This is a genomic window from Desulfovibrio diazotrophicus (assembly GCF_902498985.2).
In the GTDB taxonomy this organism is placed as follows: domain Bacteria; phylum Desulfobacterota; class Desulfovibrionia; order Desulfovibrionales; family Desulfovibrionaceae; genus Desulfovibrio; species Desulfovibrio legallii.
Genome location: NZ_OX346397.1, coordinates 464,455 through 482,341, shown reverse-complemented (window position 1 = coordinate 482,341; position 17,887 = coordinate 464,455). Strand labels below are relative to the sequence as shown.

Below are 17,887 nucleotides of genomic sequence, written 5' to 3'. Positions count from 1 at the left end.
GAGTATGACAATGGACGCCAACGCCGTAGTGCTGGAGCGCTACAACGCCAAAGTTTTCAAAAACCGCAAGGAGCATATGCTCCGGGTTGATCCCGCGGCGGAACAGCAAATCATCGCCAACACCCGCGCCATTCCCGGCATCATGACCAACCGCGGCTGCTGTTACGCGGGCTGCAAAGGCGTGGTGCTGGGCCCCATCAAGGATATGGTTCTCATCACCCACGGCCCCGTGGGCTGCGGCTTCTACAGCTGGGGCACCCGTCGCAACAAAGCCAAGGCCGAAGGGGACGACCCCAACTTCATCCAGTACTGCTTCACTACCGACCTGCAGGAGCCGGACATCGTCTTCGGCGGCACCAAGAAGCTCAAGAAAGCCATTGATGAAGTCATGGAGCTTATGCACCCCAAGACCATCATGATTGCCGCCACCTGCCCCGTGGGCCTCATCGGCGACGACATCCAGGCCGTAGCCGCCGAAGCGGAAAAGGAATACGGCATCCGCTGCGTGGCCTACAGCTGTGAAGGCTATAAAGGCGTGAGCCAGTCCGCCGGCCACCATATCGCCAACAACGGCCTGATGAAAAAAGTCATCGGCACCGGCAGCTACGAACCGGCCACCAAGTACACCGTCAACATTCTTGGCGAATACAACATCGGCGGCGACGGCTGGGAACAGGAACGCGTCCTCAGGAAGATCGGCTATGAAGTGGTCTCCATCTTCACCGGCGATGGTTCGGTGGAGCGCATCGCCAGTTCCCACAAGGCCAACCTCAACCTGGTCCAGTGCCACCGCTCCATCAACTACATCGCCGAAATGATGAAAACCAAGTACGGCGTGGACTGGCTTAAGGTCAACTTCATCGGCCTTGAAGGCACCATTGAAAGCCTGCGGCACATGGCCGCCTACTTCGGCGACCCGGCCCTTATCCAGCGCACGGAAGAAGTCATCGCCGAAGAACTGGCCGAAATCCAGGACCAGATGGCCGCCTACAAAGCCCGCCTCAATGGCAAGACCGCCGCGCTCTTTGTGGGCGGCAGCCGCTCGCACCATTACCAGGGCCTGCTCAAGGAACTGGGCGTAAGCACCGTGCTGGCGGGCTACGAATTCGGCCACCGCGACGACTACGAAGGCCGCGAAATCCTCCCCAATATCAAGGAAGACGCGGACAGTAAAAACATCGAACACCTGGAAGTGAGCAAAGACGAACAAAAATACCATGCCTTCCTCACCCAGGAGCAGTACGACAAGCTGGCCGCAACCATCCCGCTGGAAAAGTACGATGGCATGATCCGCGATATGGCCGCCGGATCCTATGTGGTGGACGACCTGAACATGTACGAGGCCGATAAGTTTGTGGAAGTGCTCAAGCCGGACATCTTCTTCTCCGGCATTAAGGATAAATACGCCCTGCAAAAGGCCGGAACCCTTTCCCGCCAGCTGCACTGCTATGACTACAGCGGGCCCTATGCGGGCTTCAAGGGCGCCGTGCAGTTCGGCCACGACGTCTGCATGGGCTACTTCACCCCCGCGTGGCACATGGTCACCCCGCCCTGGAAGACCCGCGCCACCCTGCAAGGCTCTGTGGGAGAAAAGTAATGCTTGACCTCACCCCCAAAACCCATCTGAACCGCACCGGCATCCTCATCAACCCGTGCAAGACCTGTCAGCCCGTGGGCGCGCTTTTTGCGGCCTTGGGCGTGCACAACTGCATGCCTTACAGCCACGGTTCCCAGGGCTGCGTTTCCTACCACCGCACCTACCTCACCAGACACTTTAAAGAACCGGCCATAGCCTGCACCAGCTCCTTCACCGAAGGCGCCTGCGTGTTCGGCGGCGGCCCCAACATCCGGCAGGGCGTCAAAAACGCCTTTGACGTCTACAACCCGGACATCATCGCCGTGCACACCACCTGCCTTTCCGAAACCATCGGCGACGACCTCAATACCTATATTGAGGAGATGGACATCCCCGACGGCAAATATGTGGTGCACTGCAACACGCCAAGCTATGTGGGCTCACACATCACGGGCTTCGGCAACATGATGGCGGGATTTATCAAATACCTGGCCGCCAAAGGCACGGCCACGCAAAACGTGGCTGTGTTCCCCGGCTTCGTCAACCCCGGCGACGTGCGCGAATACAAGCACCTGCTCCGGCACATGAAGCTCAAGAGCATCATGTTTCCAGATTGCAGCAACGTCATGGACGCGCCCATGACCGGCAAGTACCAGATGTACCCCGAAGGCGGCACCACCATTGAGGAGATCAAAGCTCTGGGCTCCTGCCGCAAGGTGCTGGCCCTGGGGCGCCTCACCAGCGACGAACCCGCCGCCCAGCTCAAGCGCAAGTGTGCTGTGGACTACGACCTGCTGCCGCTGCCCATCGGCCTGGCCGATACAGACACCTTCATCATGGCCCTGGCCAACCTCAACGGTGGGGAGGTGGACGCCGCCCTGGAAGAAGAACGCGGCCGTCTGCTGGATCTCATGCTGGACGCCAACCCCTACTACTACGGCAAAAAAGTGGCCGTGTACGGCGACCCGGATACGGTGCTGGGCCTGGCCCGCTTCTGCCTGGAACTGGGCATGACGCCCAGCTACGTCCTCACGGGCACGCCCGGCGAGGCTTTTGTCAAGCTCGCCACGGCCCTGTTCAAGGAATACGGCAAGGAAGAAGAATGCAAAGCCTTTGCCGCCAAAGACCTTGTTGACCTGCACCAGCACATCAAAAATGCGCCGGTGGACCTCTTGCTGGGCAATTCGCACGGCAAACAGATAGCCAAGGCCGAGGGCATTCCGCTGGTGCGGGCGGGCTTTCCCATTCTGGACAGGTACGGCCACCCCTCCCTGCCCCTGGTGGGCTACCGGGGGGCCTTTCTGCTGGCCACCCGCATTGCCGACGCGCTCATGGACGAATACGACCGCGTCTGCGCCGACGAAGACATGGATCTGGTTATGTAAGGCCGCAAGGCCGCACGCCATACGGCACACAAACAAGGGCCGGGGGATACTCCCCCGCCCTCCCCAAGGGGGTTGTCATGAGCATGGAAATTCTGGAAGAACGCCGCACCTCCATACAGGAAAAAGGCCGCAGTTGCTGCAGCGGCGACGGCCTGCGCTGCGATACGGCCAGCGTGGCCGGGGCCGTAAGCCAGCGGGCCTGCGTCTACTGCGGCGCGCGCGTGGTGCTCAACCCCATTACGGACGCCTTTCACATCGTGCACGGACCCATTGGCTGCGCCAGCTACACCTGGGATATCCGGGGCAGCCTCACCAGTGGTTCGGAATTGTATCGCAACAGCTTTTCCACAGACCTGCAGGAAAAAGACATTGTCTTCGGCGGCGCGGAAAAACTCACCCGCGCCATCGACGAAGCCGTGGATCACTACAAGCCCAGGCTGATCTTTGTCTACGCCACCTGCATTGTGGGCGTCATCGGCGACGATGTGGAGGCCGTGTGCCGCCGGGCCGAGGAGCGGCACGGCATCCGTGTCATTGCGGTCAAAGCGTCGGGCTTTTCCGGCACCAAATCCACGGGCTACCGCATGGCCTGCAACGCCCTCATACAGCTCATGCAACCCCATGCAGACCAGCCCCGCGCCAAGGGCGTGAACATCCTGGGCGATTACAACCTGGCCGGCGAAATGTGGATCATCAAAAACTACCTCAAAGAAATGGGCATCCCCGTGGTGGCCACCATGACCGGCGACGCCTCGTATGCGGCCCTTACCCGCGCCCCGGCGGCCCAGCTCAACATTGTGCAGTGCGCGGGCTCCATGATGTACCTGGCCCGTCGCATGGAGGATGAAATGGGCGTGCCCTGGATGCGCGCCAGCTTCTTCGGCGTGGAAGACACCTCCACCGCCTTGCGGCAGGTGGCGGAACGCCTGGGCGACACTACAGCCAAAGCCAAAGCTGAAGCCATAATCAGGAAACGCGCGGCCAGGGCTACAGATTTTCTGGAGCGGTACAAACCCCACTTCGTCGGGAAAAAAGCCGCCATCTTTGTGGGCGGCGGCTTCAAGGCCATTTCCCTCATCCGGCAGTTCAATGAAATGGGCATCGAAACCGTGGTGGTAGGCACCCAGACGGGCAAGCCCGAAGACTACGAAGTCATTGAAAGCCTGGTCAACCCCGGCACGGTCATCCTGGACGACGCCAACCCCGCGGAGCTGGAAACCTTTATGCGCGAAAAAGGCGCGGACATCCTGGTGGGCGGCGTCAAGGAAAGGCCCCTGGCCTACAAGCTGGGCATGGCCTTCTGCGACCACAACCACGAACGCAAACACGCCCTGGGCGGCTTTGAAGGAGTGGAAAACTTCACCCGTGAAGTGAACCTTTCCCTCAACAGCCCGGTCTGGCGCTTCACTCGCGGCCGCAACAGCTATGCGGCCACAGCCGCCCGACAGGCAGCACAGGTGCGCCAGGCCCTGGCAGCCGGGATCTGAGCAACCGCAGCACAAAACAAAAGGATTTTTGAGCCCGCCTGGGGCGCCCCGCCCCCGAAGGAGAAGACACATGAGCGCTAATCTCGTCAACCTCAATACCAATCCCTGCAAAATGTGCATGCCCCTGGGCGCGGCCAGCGCCTTTTACGGCATCCGCAAAGGCATGACCATTCTGCACGGTTCGCAGGGCTGCAGCACCTACATCAGACGCCACATGGCCACGCACTATAACGAACCCGTGGACATCGCCTCCTCCTCCCTCACAGAAGAAGGCACGGTCTTCGGCGGCGCCAAAAACCTGCTCGCCGGTCTGGGCAACCTCATCAAACTCTACAACCCCGAAGTCATCGGCGTGGCCACCACCTGCCTGGCCGAAACCATCGGCGAAGACGTGCCCGCCATCATCAGGGAATTCAAGGAAAGCCACCCGGAAGTCACGGCCCACATCATCCCCGTGGCCTCACCGGGCTACGGCGGATCGCAGTACGAAGGCTTTTTCCGTGCGCTGCACGCCATTGTGCGCCACGCGCCCATGAACCCCGCGCCCAACAGCTGCGTCAACATTATCACCGGGCACCTTTCCGCCGCGGACACCCGCGCCCTCAAGGCCCTGCTGGATGCCGGCGGCCTGGACTACATCCTCTTGCCCGACCTCTCCCAGAATCTGGACGGCGGCCACGAAGAAACCTACAACCGCCTGCCCCAGCACGGCACGCCCTTTCCCCGCATCAGCCTCATGGCCGGGGCGCGCATAACCCTGGAGCTGGCCCCCCTCTGCCCGGAGGAATATTCCCCCGGCGCGTATTTGCGCGAAACCTACGGCGTCCCCCTCCTGCGCCTCAATCTGCCCATAGGCCTGGAAGATACGGACGCCTTTGCGGCCACCCTGGAAGCCCTGGGCGCAACCCTGCCCGCTTCTCTGGCCGAGGAACGCGCCCGCTATCTGGACGCCATGATCGATGCGCACAAATACAATGCCCAGTGCCGCGCCGTCCTCTTCGGCGAGCCGGACGCCGTGCTGGGCATGACGCGGGCCTGCTGTGAGCACGGGGCCGTGCCCGTGGTCGCCGCCACGGGCAGCCGCTGCCCCGGCCTGGATGCGGCCCTGCGCCCGGCCATGACCGCCGCGGCCGAAACCCAGTTCATCGCAGGCTTCGACATCCTGGACTTCGCGGACTTTACGGCTATTGAAAACGCCCTGCTGGCGCGCAAGGCCAACCTCATGCTGGGCAACTCCGACGGACGCCGCATTGAGGAGCGCCGCCATATCCCCTTGCTGCGCTACGGCTTCCCCATCCACGACCAGGTGGGCGGCCAGCGCACCCGCCTACTGCTCTACGACGGTTCTCTGAGCCTCATGGAAGCCACGGCCAACGCCATGCTGCGCCAGACCGAAAGCGCCTTCCGGCAGGAACTCTACAACAAATACTACAAAGATACGCCCGCCGGCCTGGACGCCCGCCGCATTGCTCCCGTCAGTCATGCCGACCGGCCCGCGACAGCCGCACCGGCTGCAGACCTCCAGGACGGCGCCGCATCCAGCGCCGCATCCAACGCCGCACGCACCAAAACACACCCCTGCTTTACCTGCGGGGCCTGTTCCAGCGCGGCCCGGCTGCACTTGCCCATAGCCCCGCGCTGCAACCTGAGCTGCAACTACTGCCTGCGCAAGTACGACTGTCCCAACGAAAGCCGCCCAGGCGTCACTACCGCCGTACTCACTCCGGAGCAGGCCCTGGAACGCTTTCTCCAGGTCAAACGCGACATGCCCAACCTTACCGTGGTGGGCATTGCCGGGCCCGGTGACTCCCTGGCCAACCCCGAAGCCACCTTCCGCACCCTGGAACTGATCCGCAGGGAAGACCCGGAGATCACCTTCTGCATGTCCACCAACGGCCTGGCTCTGCCCGAATTTGTGGAAGACATGCGCCGCGTGGGCGTGAGCCACGCCACGGTTACCATCAATGCCGTGGACCCGGCCATTGGCGCGCAGATCTACCGCTATGCGGAATACCGGGGCGGGCGCTACACAGGCGAAACCGCCGCCGCCCTGCTGCTGGCCAACCAGATGGCCGGGCTGCGTGCCCTGACCCGCGCGGGCATTGTCTGCAAAGTCAACACTGTCATGCTTAAAGGCATCAACGACGCCCATATCCCACGAGTGGTGGAAACCGTGCGCGACCTGGGCGCAGAGCTGACCAACATCATGCAGCTCATCCCAGTCAAGGGCAGCGTGTTTGAAAATCTGCCCCTGGTCAGCAACAAGGAACTCATGGACCTGCGCAAAAGCTGCGAACCAACCCTACGCCAGATGTACCACTGCAAACAGTGCCGCGCCGACGCCGTGGGCCTTCTGGGCGACGACCGCTCCATAGACTACCGCCCGCCGGCAGCGGCGCAGCCGACACAGGAAGCTCCGGCCACCCCGGTGGCGCGAGGCATCCGCATTGCCGTGGCCTCCAAAACGGGCGCTACGGTGGACCAGCACTTTGGCCAGACCGACCAGTTCTACATCTATGAAAGCGACGGCGCCGCCGCCCGTTACCTGGAAACCCGCAGCGTATCCCGCTACTGCCACGGCATGGACAACTGCGGATCCGGCAAAACCGGACGCATGGACGGCATTCTGGCCGCCGTGGAGGACTGCAAAGGCGTGCTGGCCCTGCGCATCGGCCAGAGCCCCCTGGAAAAGCTGCAACAAAAAGGCATCCGCGTGTTTACCCTGTACGAAACTGTGGACAAGGCCGTGAACGAGGCTGCCAAGGCGCTCTGCGGCTGAGGCCGACCTTGTCCCCCCCGGCCCGGAGGGCAGCACGCCTTCCGGCCGGGCCTTTTCCCGGCACTGACCGGCACTGCTGGAGGCCGCCATGCCGTATCTGGTCGATAGTACGCTTACCCTGTTCCGGGCCTCTCCCCCGCCCGGCCTGGCTATCCACGGCAACAACCGCACAGGAGACGCCTTTGCCCTCTGGGCCGGAGAATGGCTGGATTTGCTCCACAGCATGGGCTTTGTGGTGGAGGTGCCCGCAGACCTGCGCCACGCCGCCCCTCACGGACCGCGTGCCCGTAAGGCCGGAGCGGCGCCACACAGTATGTACGCCCGGCTGGGGGGCTGCTGCGACGCTCTGCGCGACGCCCCGGCCTTTCTGGCGCGCTACGCACCGCTCAGAGAACGCGTCGAATTCTGCCCCGACGACACCACGGGCTGCGCCACGGCCCTGGCCGTGCTCTGGCTCGCCCACGGCGGCATGCGCGTGGCGGGCGCCATTGGCGGCAGCGCCGTACACGGTCCAGCCGCCGGTCCAGCCCTGGAGGAGGTGGCCCTGTGTCTGGCCGCCCAAGGGCGGGATACGGGCCTTACCCGCCTGGACCTGCTGCCCGAGGCCGCCAAGCTGCTGCGCCGGGCCGGTCTGCCCCTTTCACGCCACAAGCCCGTGCTGGGCGCGGATATCTTTACTGTGGAATCGGGCATCCATGTGGACGGCATCGCCAAGGCCCCGCATTTGTACGAACCCTTCAAGCCGGAAACCGTGGGCCTTGCCCGCCGCGTGGTCATGGGCCGCCATTCGGGCCTGGGGGCCGTGCGCCTCAAGGCCCGCCAACTGGGCCTTGCCCTGCCCGAAGCGGCGGCGCGCCCGGTGCTGGAGGCCGTCCAGGCTCTGGCCCTACAACGTCAGGGCAGCCTGAACGACGCCCAGTTTGCAGCTTTGTGCCGTGCCCATCTTCCCCCCGCCATTGCCAAACCCCGGACGCCGTCGGGCGCATCAGCGGAGGCGGACCATGCCTGAAATCATTCTGGTGGATACCACCCTGCGCGACGGCGAACAGGCCCCCGGCTTTGCCTTCGCCCCCCAACTCAAAATTCGTCTGGCCCGCCTTCTGGACGCGGCGGGCGTGGGGCAGATAGAAGCCGGCGTTCCGGCCATGGGCACCACAGAACGGGATGTGGTGCGCGGCGTGCGCGCGGCCTGCGCCCAGGCCCGCGTTTCCGCCTGGAACCGCCTGCGGGAGGCGGACATCCGCCACTCCCTGGACTGCGCCCCGCACATCATCCACCTGTGCTGCCCCATTTCGGACCGACAAATCAAAGAAAAGCTCAAGTCCACCCGGCCGCTGGTGCTGGACCTGCTGCGCCGCTGCGTGGCACTGGCCGCCAGTCGGGGCGCGGAAGTGACCGTGGGGTTTGAGGACGCCTCCCACGCCACACCGGACCAGTTGCGTCAGGCGGCCCTGACCGCACGACAGGCCGGCGTGCGGCGCGTGCGCTGCAGCGACACCGTGGGGGCCTATACGCCGGACCAGGTCTGGCGCGCTGTGCGCGTACTGCGTGAGGCGGGGCTGGATGTGGAAATCCACGCCCATAACGATCTGGGCATGGCCGTAGCCAATTCCCTCATGGCTGCCAGCGCGGGCGCGGCTTACGTAAACACAACCCTCTGGGGCATAGGAGAACGGGCCGGCAACTGTGGACTGGCCGCCTTTACCCATGCCGTGGCCCGGCTTGGAGGCGCGGCCTGCGCCGTGGCCCCCCAGGCCGCACGAAATCTGGAGCAGGAAGCCGCCGCCCTGCTGCCGCCCCACGCTTTGGACGCCTGGGGGTTCGGGCCGCGTCGGCCCTTCAGTCATTAGAGCAGTTAGCGAATGAAATGAGCTAACTGATCTGCAAGGATTTTCTTGAAAATCCTTGCCACGAAATGCGAGAAGGCAGGCTTTTGCCTGCTGTAAGCGAGCATTTCAAGTGTTAAATGCTCTGGAGCAGATTACCTTTGAGAATATGGATTATCAAAATTTGAGACGCACTCGTTCCGGCGCTTAACCGCGCAAAGACATTGCGCTTACACCTGTGTAGCGGGCGTTTGTTCTCGCAGTCGCCAGACCACAACGCCATTGCCCCGACGGAACTGTATGTTTGTTGTGCAAAAGGAGAACGCCATGCGCTGTAGTCATATTGCCGTCATGCAAACCGCTGATGCGGCCCTGGCTGGGGTGGAAACCTGCGCCGCCATCGTGCTCTGGACCCGCGCTGCCGCAGGTCGGGACTGGACACAGGGCCCCCCCCTGCCATTCTCTCTGGCAGGCTGCGACAGCATGGCCGCCCTGCGCGAGCGGCTGCGGCAACTGGCGGGACGGCTGCCCCAGGGCGCAGCCCTGGTGGCCACGGGCATTTCCGGTCTGGCCTACAATGAATTGAGCCGCCTTGGCTTCTGCCTCTGCGAACTCGCCGCCTTTACCCCCGCTGTACTGGAGCCTCTGGCAGCGGAAATAGAAGCCAAAGCGCAGGAGGACGCCCCCGTGCCCACAGGGCCGGTAGCTACAGCAACGCCCGGCGTCTACCGCATCAACCTCATGGAAGTCATGGCCGCGCATCCGGAAATCTCGTCCAAAAAGGCCCTGCAGCCCTTTCTGGCTTCCACGCCCTTTGTGGAGCTGGACCTCATCTGTGGGCACATGCCGCCCTGGCTGGAAGAACATATGCGCCAACACCGGCTCACCTGCGCGCGCAGCCATCTGCCTGACGGAAACCTGCGGGCGCGTATCACCCACACCCTCTGCAATGAAACTCCGCAGAACTCTTAAAGGAGGCACGTCATGTCCACGTTTGACGTCCAGTCCACGGTGCTGACTCCCTACGGCGCGGTCCGCCACGTCCACATCCTCACCCGCTGGCCCGACGGCACGCCGCGCGACTGCCGCTGCCTGGGCCCGGACACCGTGGCCACCCCACAGGGCTGGCTGCCGCCTCTCTACACCACGGACGATGTGCGCCGCACCAGCGACAGGAGCTTCAGCCTCTACCCCAACGGCATGTGGCGCAGTCTGGAGCTGCAAAGCCAGTGCCCCGTGCCCACGCCCATGGGCGAACTGCCTGTGGAATGGCTGGCCTGGCACCCCAACGGCACGCTTAAGCGCGTCTTGCTGCGCAAGGGGAAGACCAGCGGCTACTGGACCGAGCAGGACGAAGGACGGCTGGCCCACGTCTGCGCCCTGGACTTGCCTGCAGGGCCCTTGCGGGCCAGGGTGCAGGGCCTGCGCTTCTATCCCTCCGGGCGTTGCGCAAGCGTCACCTTCTGGCCCGGCGAACGCCTTACCCTGCCTACAGTGTTGGGGCCCCTGCCCGTGCGCAACGGCTGCGCCTTTTACGAAAGCGGCGCACTGCGCAGCTGTGAACCGGCCCGCCCCCTGCCCGTGGTTACACCGGCCGGGCTCATCACGGCTTTTGACCCCACAGCGACGGCCATCTGCGGCGACGTCAACTCTCTGCGTCTCACCGAACCGGGCACGGTCTGCGGACTTACCACCACCGCCCGCCTGCGCTGGACCGATGCTCAGGGCCCGCACACCCTGACCCCGCGCCTGGAACTGGACCAACTCACCATGCGCCGCACTGTGGTTGTGCCCCTACGTCTGACCTTTACCCCGGACGGTCTGACGCATATGGACGACGGCCGCAGCCTGCGCACCGCGCCCACTGCGACGCTCACAGCCACGGCCTTCACCCCTCTGCCGGATTTGCGCCCGCAGTGCTCGGCCGCCCCGTGCTGACCCCATGTTGACCGCACAAACCGGCGCGAAACGCCGCCATAAACGGCTCCGGCGGCGCAGAGGGCAGGGCCCCCGGCGCACCCCGTTTTTGTCCGTTGGGCGCCTACAATGAAAATGGTTTCACTTTTAAATTGCCCTGGTATCTGCGCACGCAGACGCCCGCCACACAGGTGCAGCAAGGCCTTTGCATGAGAAACGCCGGAATAAATTGCGCTTACGCCTCCACGGCGGGCAGCTGCGTACGCAACCGCCAGGGCAGTTCAACGTTGAACTGCCCAAGAACTATGGGAAAACGCCGCCACAGTTCTTCCAGAGTCATAGAAGTCAATATTTTGGTGTCATTGATCAAGATTTTCCGTCAGTCCTTCCAGCCAACGGGCCGTGCGGGCGGTCTGCTCCAGGTACCAAAGCGAGGCCATCAAAGGAGAAAGGCTGCCCCCTTCCGGCGCATACATGGCTACGGAGCCGTTCTGCCGCAAACTTTCCCAGGCTTCAAGCGCCTTGCCAAGGGCTGCGGCCCGCTCCTGCGGCAAAGCCTGCATCAGGCGTTGGCGCAGAATGGCGACGTACCGCTCCAATCGGGTCTGCTCCGTTTCCATGCAGGTCTGCATTGCTGTGGTTACGCCCGCGGCATCGTCCATACAGCTCTGGTAGGCCGGGCTGAAAAGAGAATCCTGTCCGCGCTGGGCCTCCGGGCCGGATTCCTCCGCTGCGGGCGGCGGGGCCGCAACGGCGGGTGCGGCGGGCGTGTTCCCCACCTCAGGGGCCGCGCCCGCAACGATAGCGGACGGAGAAGCCTGGTCGGCCTGGGGCGGCCCAACTCTTTGCGCAGCAGCGTCTTCCAAAGCGGCCTGCACGGGCGATCTTTCCGCCACGGCCGACGCGGCCACCGCATACAGCAACAGCAGCGCCACCACGGGCAACGTCCTGACTACCAAGGGACCACGCGACAAAGACATGGGAAAACTCCTTGCAAAAAGCAGCCTGTTCCCCGAATACAGCATTCCAATAATACAGCGTACCTTTGTGAACAGGCGCTCGCAATGTCTATACTGGCACGTCCGCACCGGCGTTGCAATACGCCAATGCGTTGCCCTTATTTCTGCGCTGCGGGTATCTGTCCACGCAGCTATCAAAACAATTTTACAGATATATTACTCTATATTATATAAAAAAATAAAATCTGCAAAACAAAATTTGTCAAAAGAAAAATCTAGTAACTGTGGTCCAGGCAACACTACTAGCGGTATTCACGTCCGGACCAGAGCACCCGGCCAATGACGCGGAACTGGTCCGCACAGTCGCCGCGCAGATCAAGGCTCACTGGCGGGTAGGCAGGGTTGACGCTGTGCAGCACGATTTTGCCCGGCAGCTTGTCGATCCGCTTGATGTAAATGGCGTCTTCAAAGCCCACTGCGTAAAGGCGGCCGGGGCTGATTTCCGTCTGACCACGGTCCAGCAGCACCAGGTCGTTATCAAAAATTTCCGGCACCATGCTGTCGCCGGAAACCCGCATAAGCACCATACGCCGTGGGTTGCCCTTGCGCCGCAGAAAATCGCCGCGAAAGGCATAGCCCCCTTCACTGTGCGCGCTCACCTCAAGGCTGCCGGTTCCGGCCGAAAGCCGCGCTTCAGCCAAAGGCACGATGATCAGCTCACTTTCGCAATCCACCTGCGTGCTGGGCAGCTCCCCTTCCGCCGCTTCTGGCAGGCGCATAGGGCCACGCCCAAAAAACAGCCAATGGGCATTGACGCCGGTAGAGGCGGCGCAGGTCTGCACCCAGGCCGGGGGCACTTCACCGCGCTTTCGCGCGCCGCTGACGGACTGGGGCGTAATGCCCAAAGCACGCGCCAGTTCGGCATCGGTCTGCGCGCCAAGCGCCTGCATAAGACGCTGCAATGTAGCATTGCACTGAAAAGAAACAGTATGAGACATATGCGGTCCTCCGTCAGGAGGGAACCCGACAGGGCGCCGGACAGGGAGCGGCACCCGCAAACCGTCAGGCGCCCACAGACGCGCCGCGCGAAATTTGCACGGGTTGAACAGCTTTTATTGATATTTAGCCAACCTCACCAGAAAAAGCAAGAAAAAACTTATCTAACTAAAGAAAATAAACTTTTTATGAATGACAGAAAGAAAAAACTTATGGCTTGCCAGAGAGATTTTTTTGCCGTAGGCTTGTTTTTCGAAAGGGATATGTGAGCTATCCGCGTGGTGCTGCCAGAGAACAAAGGCCTTTGCAATGGTCTTCAGCGCAGACTGTATTTTATATAAGGTAAATTCATCAGGATTATACAATACTGTTACATAAAAATTACAAACAATTTAAAACAATAAAAATTGTTTATAATTTTTTAAACGTATATTTTCTGCGCACAGCACAATTTTTTTATTAACTAACACAATATGCCCCCAAACGACGCAAGGGACAGCGTGTTCCTCCTGTTGTCGTGCATTACGGCATCCGTGGACAATATCGCGGCATGCAAACATTGGTATTGGCGATTACTGCAATGGTGCATACACTGTTTTATGGAAGTTCGGTAAATACCGAGGAGGCGGCGCTGTACTGGTGAGGTCAACGCTGACGGCTCCAGTACGTTCGTTTTGACGGCCTTTTTGGCTGTGCTTCCATATACTCGCTCCATCTGGGGCTACACCCGCGACATTTATGCCACGGCGAAGGAGAGTATATGGCAAAAATTTCCATCCAAAATCTTTCAAAAGTCTTCGGTCCTCACCCGGAGCACGCTCTGAAGCTGGCGCTGCAGGGCGCATCCCGCGCGGATATTTTGCGGCAGACCAAGTCCACCCTGGCCCTGCGCGACATCACCCTCGATATTTCTCCCTCAGAGCTGCTGGTGGTCATGGGACTTTCCGGCAGCGGCAAATCAACCCTGCTGCGCTGCCTCAATGGCCTGATCATGCCCAGCGCCGGCAAAGTGCTGGTGGACGATCAGGACATTACCGCCATGAGCGCCCGCAACCTGCGGCGCATGCGGCAGCGCTGCTTCGGCATGGTCTTTCAGAATTTTGCCTTGCTGCCCCACCGCACGGTGCTGCACAATGTGGCCTTTGGGCTTGAAGTTATGGGCGTGCCGGAGGCGGAACGGCTGCGTAAAAGCGCAGCCGCCCTGGAACGTGTGGGCCTGGCCCAGTGGCACAACGCCTACCCGGCGGAACTTTCCGGCGGCATGAAGCAGCGTGTGGGGCTTGCCCGCGCCCTGGCCCTGGAGCCGGAAGTACTGCTTATGGACGAAGCCTTCAGCGCGCTGGACCCGCTTATCCGTCAAGAAATGCAGGACGAACTGCTTGCCCTGCAGGAAGATATCCGCAAGACCATCGTCTTCATCACCCACGACCTTAACGAGGCCTTCAAGCTGGGCGACCGTATTGTGTTGCTGCAGGACGGCGCAGTGGTGCAGGTGGGCACGGCAGAGGACATTCTCAAGTCTCCGGCCAACGACTATGTGGCCCGCTTTGTGGCCTCGGCGGACGCCTCGCAGGTGCTTACCGCGGCCAGCGTCATGAAGCGCTCGGAAGCCTGCGCCGTGCTGGGTCTGGACGGACCGCGTTCCGCGTTGCGTAAAATGCGCGTCCACTCCCTGGCTTCGCTCTTTGTGCTGGACAGGCATCGCCGCTTTGTGGGCATACTGCACGCCGTCGAGGCCGAGCGTCTGGTGAGTGAAGGCCGTTCCGATCTGGAGGCCATCACCCACAAGGACATTGCCACTGTGCGGCCGGACGCTCCCGTCAGCGAACTCTTGCCCCTCATGGCCGATCTGCCCCATGCCCTGGCCGTGGTGGACGAAAACCGCCGTCTGCAGGGCGTTATCGTGCGGGGACTTTTGCTGGGCGCGCTGGTGGAACACCGCGACACGGGGGGAACTCTCGATGCTGCCTAGAATCCCGCTGGCCGAAACCATTGACAGCCTGGTGGAGGAACTGGTCGTTCTTTTTTCCGGCTTTACCCGCGCCGGCTCCGCCGTCATGCTCTCTCTGCTGGATCATTTTGAACACGCGCTGCTGCTGCCGCCGCCCTGGCTGTTCATTGTAGCGCTGGCCGCCTTGGGCTGGTGGGCCACCAGGCGACCGGGGTTGCCGGTATTTGTGTTGCTGGGCTTCGGGCTGCTCTGGAACCTGGGCCTCTGGGCCCCCACCATCAGCACCCTGGCCCTGGTGCTGGCGGCCACCCTGCTCTCCGTACTGCTGGGCGTGCCCTGCGGCATCCTTACGGCCATGAGCCCCTGGGTCCGCCGGGTGGTCATGCCCGTGCTGGACGTCATGCAGACCATGCCCGCCTTTGTCTATCTTATCCCGGCCATTCCCTTTTTCGGCATCGGCAAGGTCAGCGCCGTAGTGGCCACGGTCATTTTTTCCGTACCGCCGGCCATCCGGCTGACCTGCCTGGGCATCCAGCAGGTGCCCCACGATTTGGTGGAATGCGCCGAAGCCTTTGGGGCCACCCGCCTGCAGCGCCTGTGCAAGCTGGAGCTGCCCTTGGCCATGCCCACTATTGTGGCCGGCGTAAACCAGACCATCATGCTGGCCCTTTCCATGGCCGTCATCGCGGCCATGATCGGCGCGCGCGGCCTGGGCGGCGAAGTATGGAAAGCCATCCAGCGCCTGCAGGTGGGCAGCGGCTTTGAGGCCGGCCTCGGCATTGTTATTGTCGCCATCACCCTGGACCGCCTGTTCCGCGCCCTGGCCCGCAAAAGCGCAGGCCGCACCCGCTAGCCCCGACGTCTCCGCCGCCTGGGCCACAACGGGGAGACGTCCCCCCGTCAACCGTTCCTTAAGGAGGACACCATGAACAAAGCAATTCTCTGCGCCGCGCTGGCGCTCCTGTTCTGCTGGGCCTTGCCCGTACAGGCCAAGGAAAACAAAACCCTTAAAATAGTTTATGTGGAATGGGACTGCGCCACGGCTTCCAGCAACCTGGCCAAGGCCGTACTGGAAGACCGCCTGGGCTACAAGGTAGAACTTTTGCCCGTTACTCAGCCCATTCTTTGGACCAGCTTGGCCAGCGGCGACGCTGACGCCATGGTCACGGCCTGGCTGCCCGACACCCACAAAGAGATGTACGCCAAAGTCAAAAACCAGGTGGAAATGCTGGGCAAGCTCACGGGCGGCGCGCGCCTGGGCCTGGCTGTACCGGACTACGTGCCCCTTAAATCAGTGGAGGAACTGAGCGCCAACGCCGCCAAGTTCAAAAACCGCATCATAGGCATCGACCCCGGCGCGGGCATCATGCAACTGACGGAAAAACTGCTCAAGGATTACAACATCAAAAATATGGAATTGGTGGAAGGCAGCGGCACCATCATGACCTCCAGCCTGGCGGACGCCATCCGCAACAAGGAATGGATCGTGGTCACGGCATGGTCGCCGCACTGGATGTTCGGTCGCTGGCAGCTCCACTACCTGGACGATCCCAAAGCCAGCCTGGGCAGGGAAGAGGGCATTTATAAAGTGGGTCGTAAGGGTCTGAAAAAGGACCATCCCGCAGCCTGGGCCTTCCTGACCCACTTCAGCTACACGGGCGCAGACCAGTTGCAGCAGCTTATGGCCTGGAACCAGGAAAAAGGCACGGATCCGCTGCAAAACGCCCGCCGCTTTATGAAAGCGTACCCGGAGCAGGTAAATTCCTGGCTGGAGCAGGGAAAATAGGGATTGAGCGCTCCGGCGCGCCCCACGGCCGCCGCTGACGCAAAATGGCCCGAACTGCAACGGTTCGGGCCATTTTTTTAAGGACGCGCGGCGCGCCGCGCCATAAAATGGACGTCAGGCCTGGCCCGTGCGCAGCTGCTCTTCAAAGTAGGCGATGGTTTTCTTCAGGCCGTCCTGCAGCGTCACGCGAGGCTCCCAGCCCAGTTTTTCCCGCGCCAGCGAGATATCGGGCCGGCGCTGTCTGGGGTCGTCGCCGGGCAGGGGCTCGCACACAATGGCGGAGCGGCTGCCGGTCATATCCACCACCATTTCGGCCAGTTGGCGGATCGTAAATTCGCCGGGGTTGCCCATGTTCATGGGCCCCACAAAATCGGCGGGCGAAGCCATAAAACGCAGCATGCATTCGATCAGGTCGTCCACATAGCAGAAAGAACGCGTCTGGCTGCCATCGCCATAAATGGTGATGGGTTTGTTCTGCAGGGCCTGAATAATAAAATTAGAAACCACCCGGCCGTCATTGGGGTGCATCTTGGGCCCGTAGGTATTAAAGATGCGCCCCACCTTGATGGGCAGCCCTCCCTGCCGCCAGTAGGCAAAGAAAAGCGCCTCGGCGCAGCGTTTACCTTCATCGTAGCAGGAGCGGATGCCGTTGGGGTTCACATGGCCCCAATAGCTCTCCGGCTGGGGGTGCACGTCCGGGTCGCCGTAAACCTCACTGGTGGAAGCCTGATAAATGGGTGCACGCAGGCGTTTGGCCAGACCCAGCATATTGATGGCCCCGTGCACGCAGGTTTTGATGGTCTGCACCGGGTCATGCTGATAGTGGATGGGCGAGGCCGGGCAGGCCAAATTATAGATTTGGTCCACTTCCACATAGAGGGGAAAGGTCACGTCGTGGCGGATGAGTTCAAAACGGCGGTTGTCCAGAAACTCTTCCACATTGGCGCGAGCGCTGGAAAAAAAATTGTCCACGCAGAGCACTTCGTGCCCCGCCTCCAGCAGTCGCCCGCAGAGATGCGAACCCAAAAAACCGGAACCGCCGGTGACCAGAACCCGTTTGCGCAGATGCATGCTACCCCCGAAGACAGATGATTGCGGCCGCCGAAACCGGCTTTGCCTGGCGTGTCGGCTGAAAAAACAAACAGTACGGCGAAAAACTGCCGCCGCCGGAGCGCTGCCCCGACAAACGCCCGCGTGGGCGTCACTGTGGCTTAGCCGTTTCGGC

At 62.0% G+C, this 17,887-nt stretch carries 15 protein-coding genes; 11 read left to right on the top strand and 4 right to left on the bottom strand.

From position 1 onward, the window contains the following. The first annotated feature begins 4 nt into the window (after nt 1-4). The 8 genes from J7I12_RS02055 (at nt 5) to J7I12_RS02020 (ending at nt 10,991) form a co-directional block, all read left to right on the top strand. A complete protein-coding gene (locus tag J7I12_RS02055) occupies nt 5-1,597 on the top strand; it encodes a nitrogenase component I subunit alpha (protein ID WP_207287335.1) in 1,593 nt (530 codons plus the stop codon). After that, entirely contained in the window at nt 1,597-2,961 is a 1,365-nt protein-coding gene (locus J7I12_RS02050) for a nitrogenase component 1 (protein WP_118228764.1), read from the top strand. The genes J7I12_RS02055 and J7I12_RS02050 overlap by 1 nt, the downstream gene beginning before the upstream one ends. A gap of 77 nt (nt 2,962-3,038) precedes the next feature. Then, complete coding sequence (gene nifE, locus J7I12_RS02045) at nt 3,039-4,448, top strand: nitrogenase iron-molybdenum cofactor biosynthesis protein NifE (protein WP_302413020.1); 1,410 nt, start codon at nt 3,039-3,041, stop codon at nt 4,446-4,448. A gap of 70 nt (nt 4,449-4,518) precedes the next feature. Further along, nucleotides 4,519-7,227, top strand: coding sequence for a nitrogenase cofactor biosynthesis protein NifB (gene nifB, locus J7I12_RS02040; protein WP_118228762.1), 2,709 nt, complete (start codon nt 4,519-4,521; stop codon nt 7,225-7,227). A gap of 88 nt (nt 7,228-7,315) precedes the next feature. Then, nucleotides 7,316-8,236 carry a homocitrate synthase/isopropylmalate synthase family protein gene (locus J7I12_RS02035; protein ID WP_302548705.1) on the top strand — a complete coding sequence of 307 codons (921 nt, stop codon included), beginning with the start codon at nt 7,316-7,318 and terminating at the stop codon, nt 8,234-8,236. Next, on the top strand, nt 8,229-9,077 hold the full coding sequence (locus J7I12_RS02030) for a hydroxymethylglutaryl-CoA lyase-like TIM-barrel protein (protein WP_118228760.1): 849 nt from the start codon (nt 8,229-8,231) through the stop codon (nt 9,075-9,077). Before J7I12_RS02035 ends, J7I12_RS02030 begins: the two co-directional genes overlap by 8 nt. Before the next feature lie 303 nt (nt 9,078-9,380). Further along, on the top strand, nt 9,381-10,025 hold the full coding sequence (locus tag J7I12_RS02025) for a Fe-only nitrogenase accessory AnfO family protein (protein ID WP_288908086.1): 645 nt from the start codon (nt 9,381-9,383) through the stop codon (nt 10,023-10,025). 12 nt (nt 10,026-10,037) lie between these two features. Continuing rightward, nucleotides 10,038-10,991 carry a hypothetical protein gene (locus J7I12_RS02020; RefSeq protein ID WP_302548912.1) on the top strand — a complete coding sequence of 318 codons (954 nt, stop codon included), beginning with the start codon at nt 10,038-10,040 and terminating at the stop codon, nt 10,989-10,991. 214 nt (nt 10,992-11,205) lie between these two features. Here the strand turns inward: J7I12_RS02020 and J7I12_RS02015 are convergent, their stop codons facing one another. From J7I12_RS02015 to J7I12_RS02005, 3 genes are all read right to left on the bottom strand, one after another. Continuing rightward, on the bottom strand, nt 11,206-11,340 hold the full coding sequence (locus J7I12_RS02015; protein ID WP_288908088.1) for a hypothetical protein: 135 nt from the start codon (nt 11,338-11,340) through the stop codon (nt 11,206-11,208). After that, nucleotides 11,330-11,950, bottom strand: coding sequence for a lysozyme inhibitor LprI family protein (locus J7I12_RS02010; RefSeq protein WP_130957989.1), 621 nt, complete (start codon nt 11,948-11,950; stop codon nt 11,330-11,332). Before J7I12_RS02010 ends, J7I12_RS02015 begins: the two co-directional genes overlap by 11 nt. A 281-nt stretch (nt 11,951-12,231) precedes the next feature. Further along, nucleotides 12,232-12,927, bottom strand: coding sequence for a LexA family transcriptional regulator (locus J7I12_RS02005; protein WP_118228756.1), 696 nt, complete (start codon nt 12,925-12,927; stop codon nt 12,232-12,234). Nucleotides 12,928-13,685: 758 nt separating this feature from the next. On the opposite strand from J7I12_RS02005, the gene J7I12_RS02000 reads away from it, so the two are divergent. The 3 genes from J7I12_RS02000 (at nt 13,686) to J7I12_RS01990 (ending at nt 16,662) form a co-directional block, all read left to right on the top strand. After that, nucleotides 13,686-14,897 (top strand): quaternary amine ABC transporter ATP-binding protein, encoded by a 1,212-nt coding sequence (locus J7I12_RS02000; RefSeq protein ID WP_118228754.1) that lies wholly within the window; start codon nt 13,686-13,688, stop codon nt 14,895-14,897. Continuing rightward, nucleotides 14,887-15,729 carry an ABC transporter permease gene (locus J7I12_RS01995; RefSeq protein ID WP_118228753.1) on the top strand — a complete coding sequence of 281 codons (843 nt, stop codon included), beginning with the start codon at nt 14,887-14,889 and terminating at the stop codon, nt 15,727-15,729. Before J7I12_RS02000 ends, J7I12_RS01995 begins: the two co-directional genes overlap by 11 nt. Before the next feature lie 72 nt (nt 15,730-15,801). Beyond that, the gene (locus J7I12_RS01990) at nt 15,802-16,662 is read left to right on the top strand and encodes a glycine betaine ABC transporter substrate-binding protein (RefSeq protein WP_118228752.1); all 861 of its coding nucleotides are present in this window, start codon (nt 15,802-15,804) and stop codon (nt 16,660-16,662) included. Nucleotides 16,663-16,776: 114 nt separating this feature from the next. Here J7I12_RS01990 and J7I12_RS01985 read toward each other — a convergent pair whose 3' ends face one another. Beyond that, nucleotides 16,777-17,733, bottom strand: coding sequence for a UDP-glucuronic acid decarboxylase family protein (locus tag J7I12_RS01985; protein ID WP_288908089.1), 957 nt, complete (start codon nt 17,731-17,733; stop codon nt 16,777-16,779). Nucleotides 17,734-17,887: the final 154 nt, after the last annotated feature.

What these genes read in the sequence shown, in the direction of transcription:
- J7I12_RS02030 (WP_118228760.1), top strand. Translation starts at nt 8,229, where the DNA reads ATGCCTGAAATCATTCTGGTGGATACCACCCTGCGCGACGGCGAACAG.
- J7I12_RS02050 (WP_118228764.1), top strand. Translation starts at nt 1,597, where the DNA reads ATGCTTGACCTCACCCCCAAAACCCATCTGAACCGCACCGGCATCCTC.
- J7I12_RS01990 (WP_118228752.1), top strand. Translation starts at nt 15,802, where the DNA reads ATGAACAAAGCAATTCTCTGCGCCGCGCTGGCGCTCCTGTTCTGCTGG.
- J7I12_RS01995 (WP_118228753.1), top strand. Translation starts at nt 14,887, where the DNA reads ATGCTGCCTAGAATCCCGCTGGCCGAAACCATTGACAGCCTGGTGGAG.
- J7I12_RS02005 (WP_118228756.1), bottom strand. Translation starts at nt 12,927, where the DNA reads ATGTCTCATACTGTTTCTTTTCAGTGCAATGCTACATTGCAGCGTCTT.
- J7I12_RS02000 (WP_118228754.1), top strand. Translation starts at nt 13,686, where the DNA reads ATGGCAAAAATTTCCATCCAAAATCTTTCAAAAGTCTTCGGTCCTCAC.
- J7I12_RS01985 (WP_288908089.1), bottom strand. Translation starts at nt 17,733, where the DNA reads ATGCATCTGCGCAAACGGGTTCTGGTCACCGGCGGTTCCGGTTTTTTG.
- J7I12_RS02025 (WP_288908086.1), top strand. Translation starts at nt 9,381, where the DNA reads ATGCGCTGTAGTCATATTGCCGTCATGCAAACCGCTGATGCGGCCCTG.
- nifE (WP_302413020.1), top strand. Translation starts at nt 3,039, where the DNA reads ATGAGCATGGAAATTCTGGAAGAACGCCGCACCTCCATACAGGAAAAA.
- J7I12_RS02055 (WP_207287335.1), top strand. Translation starts at nt 5, where the DNA reads ATGACAATGGACGCCAACGCCGTAGTGCTGGAGCGCTACAACGCCAAA.
- J7I12_RS02035 (WP_302548705.1), top strand. Translation starts at nt 7,316, where the DNA reads ATGCCGTATCTGGTCGATAGTACGCTTACCCTGTTCCGGGCCTCTCCC.
- J7I12_RS02020 (WP_302548912.1), top strand. Translation starts at nt 10,038, where the DNA reads ATGTCCACGTTTGACGTCCAGTCCACGGTGCTGACTCCCTACGGCGCG.
- nifB (WP_118228762.1), top strand. Translation starts at nt 4,519, where the DNA reads ATGAGCGCTAATCTCGTCAACCTCAATACCAATCCCTGCAAAATGTGC.
- J7I12_RS02010 (WP_130957989.1), bottom strand. Translation starts at nt 11,950, where the DNA reads ATGTCTTTGTCGCGTGGTCCCTTGGTAGTCAGGACGTTGCCCGTGGTG.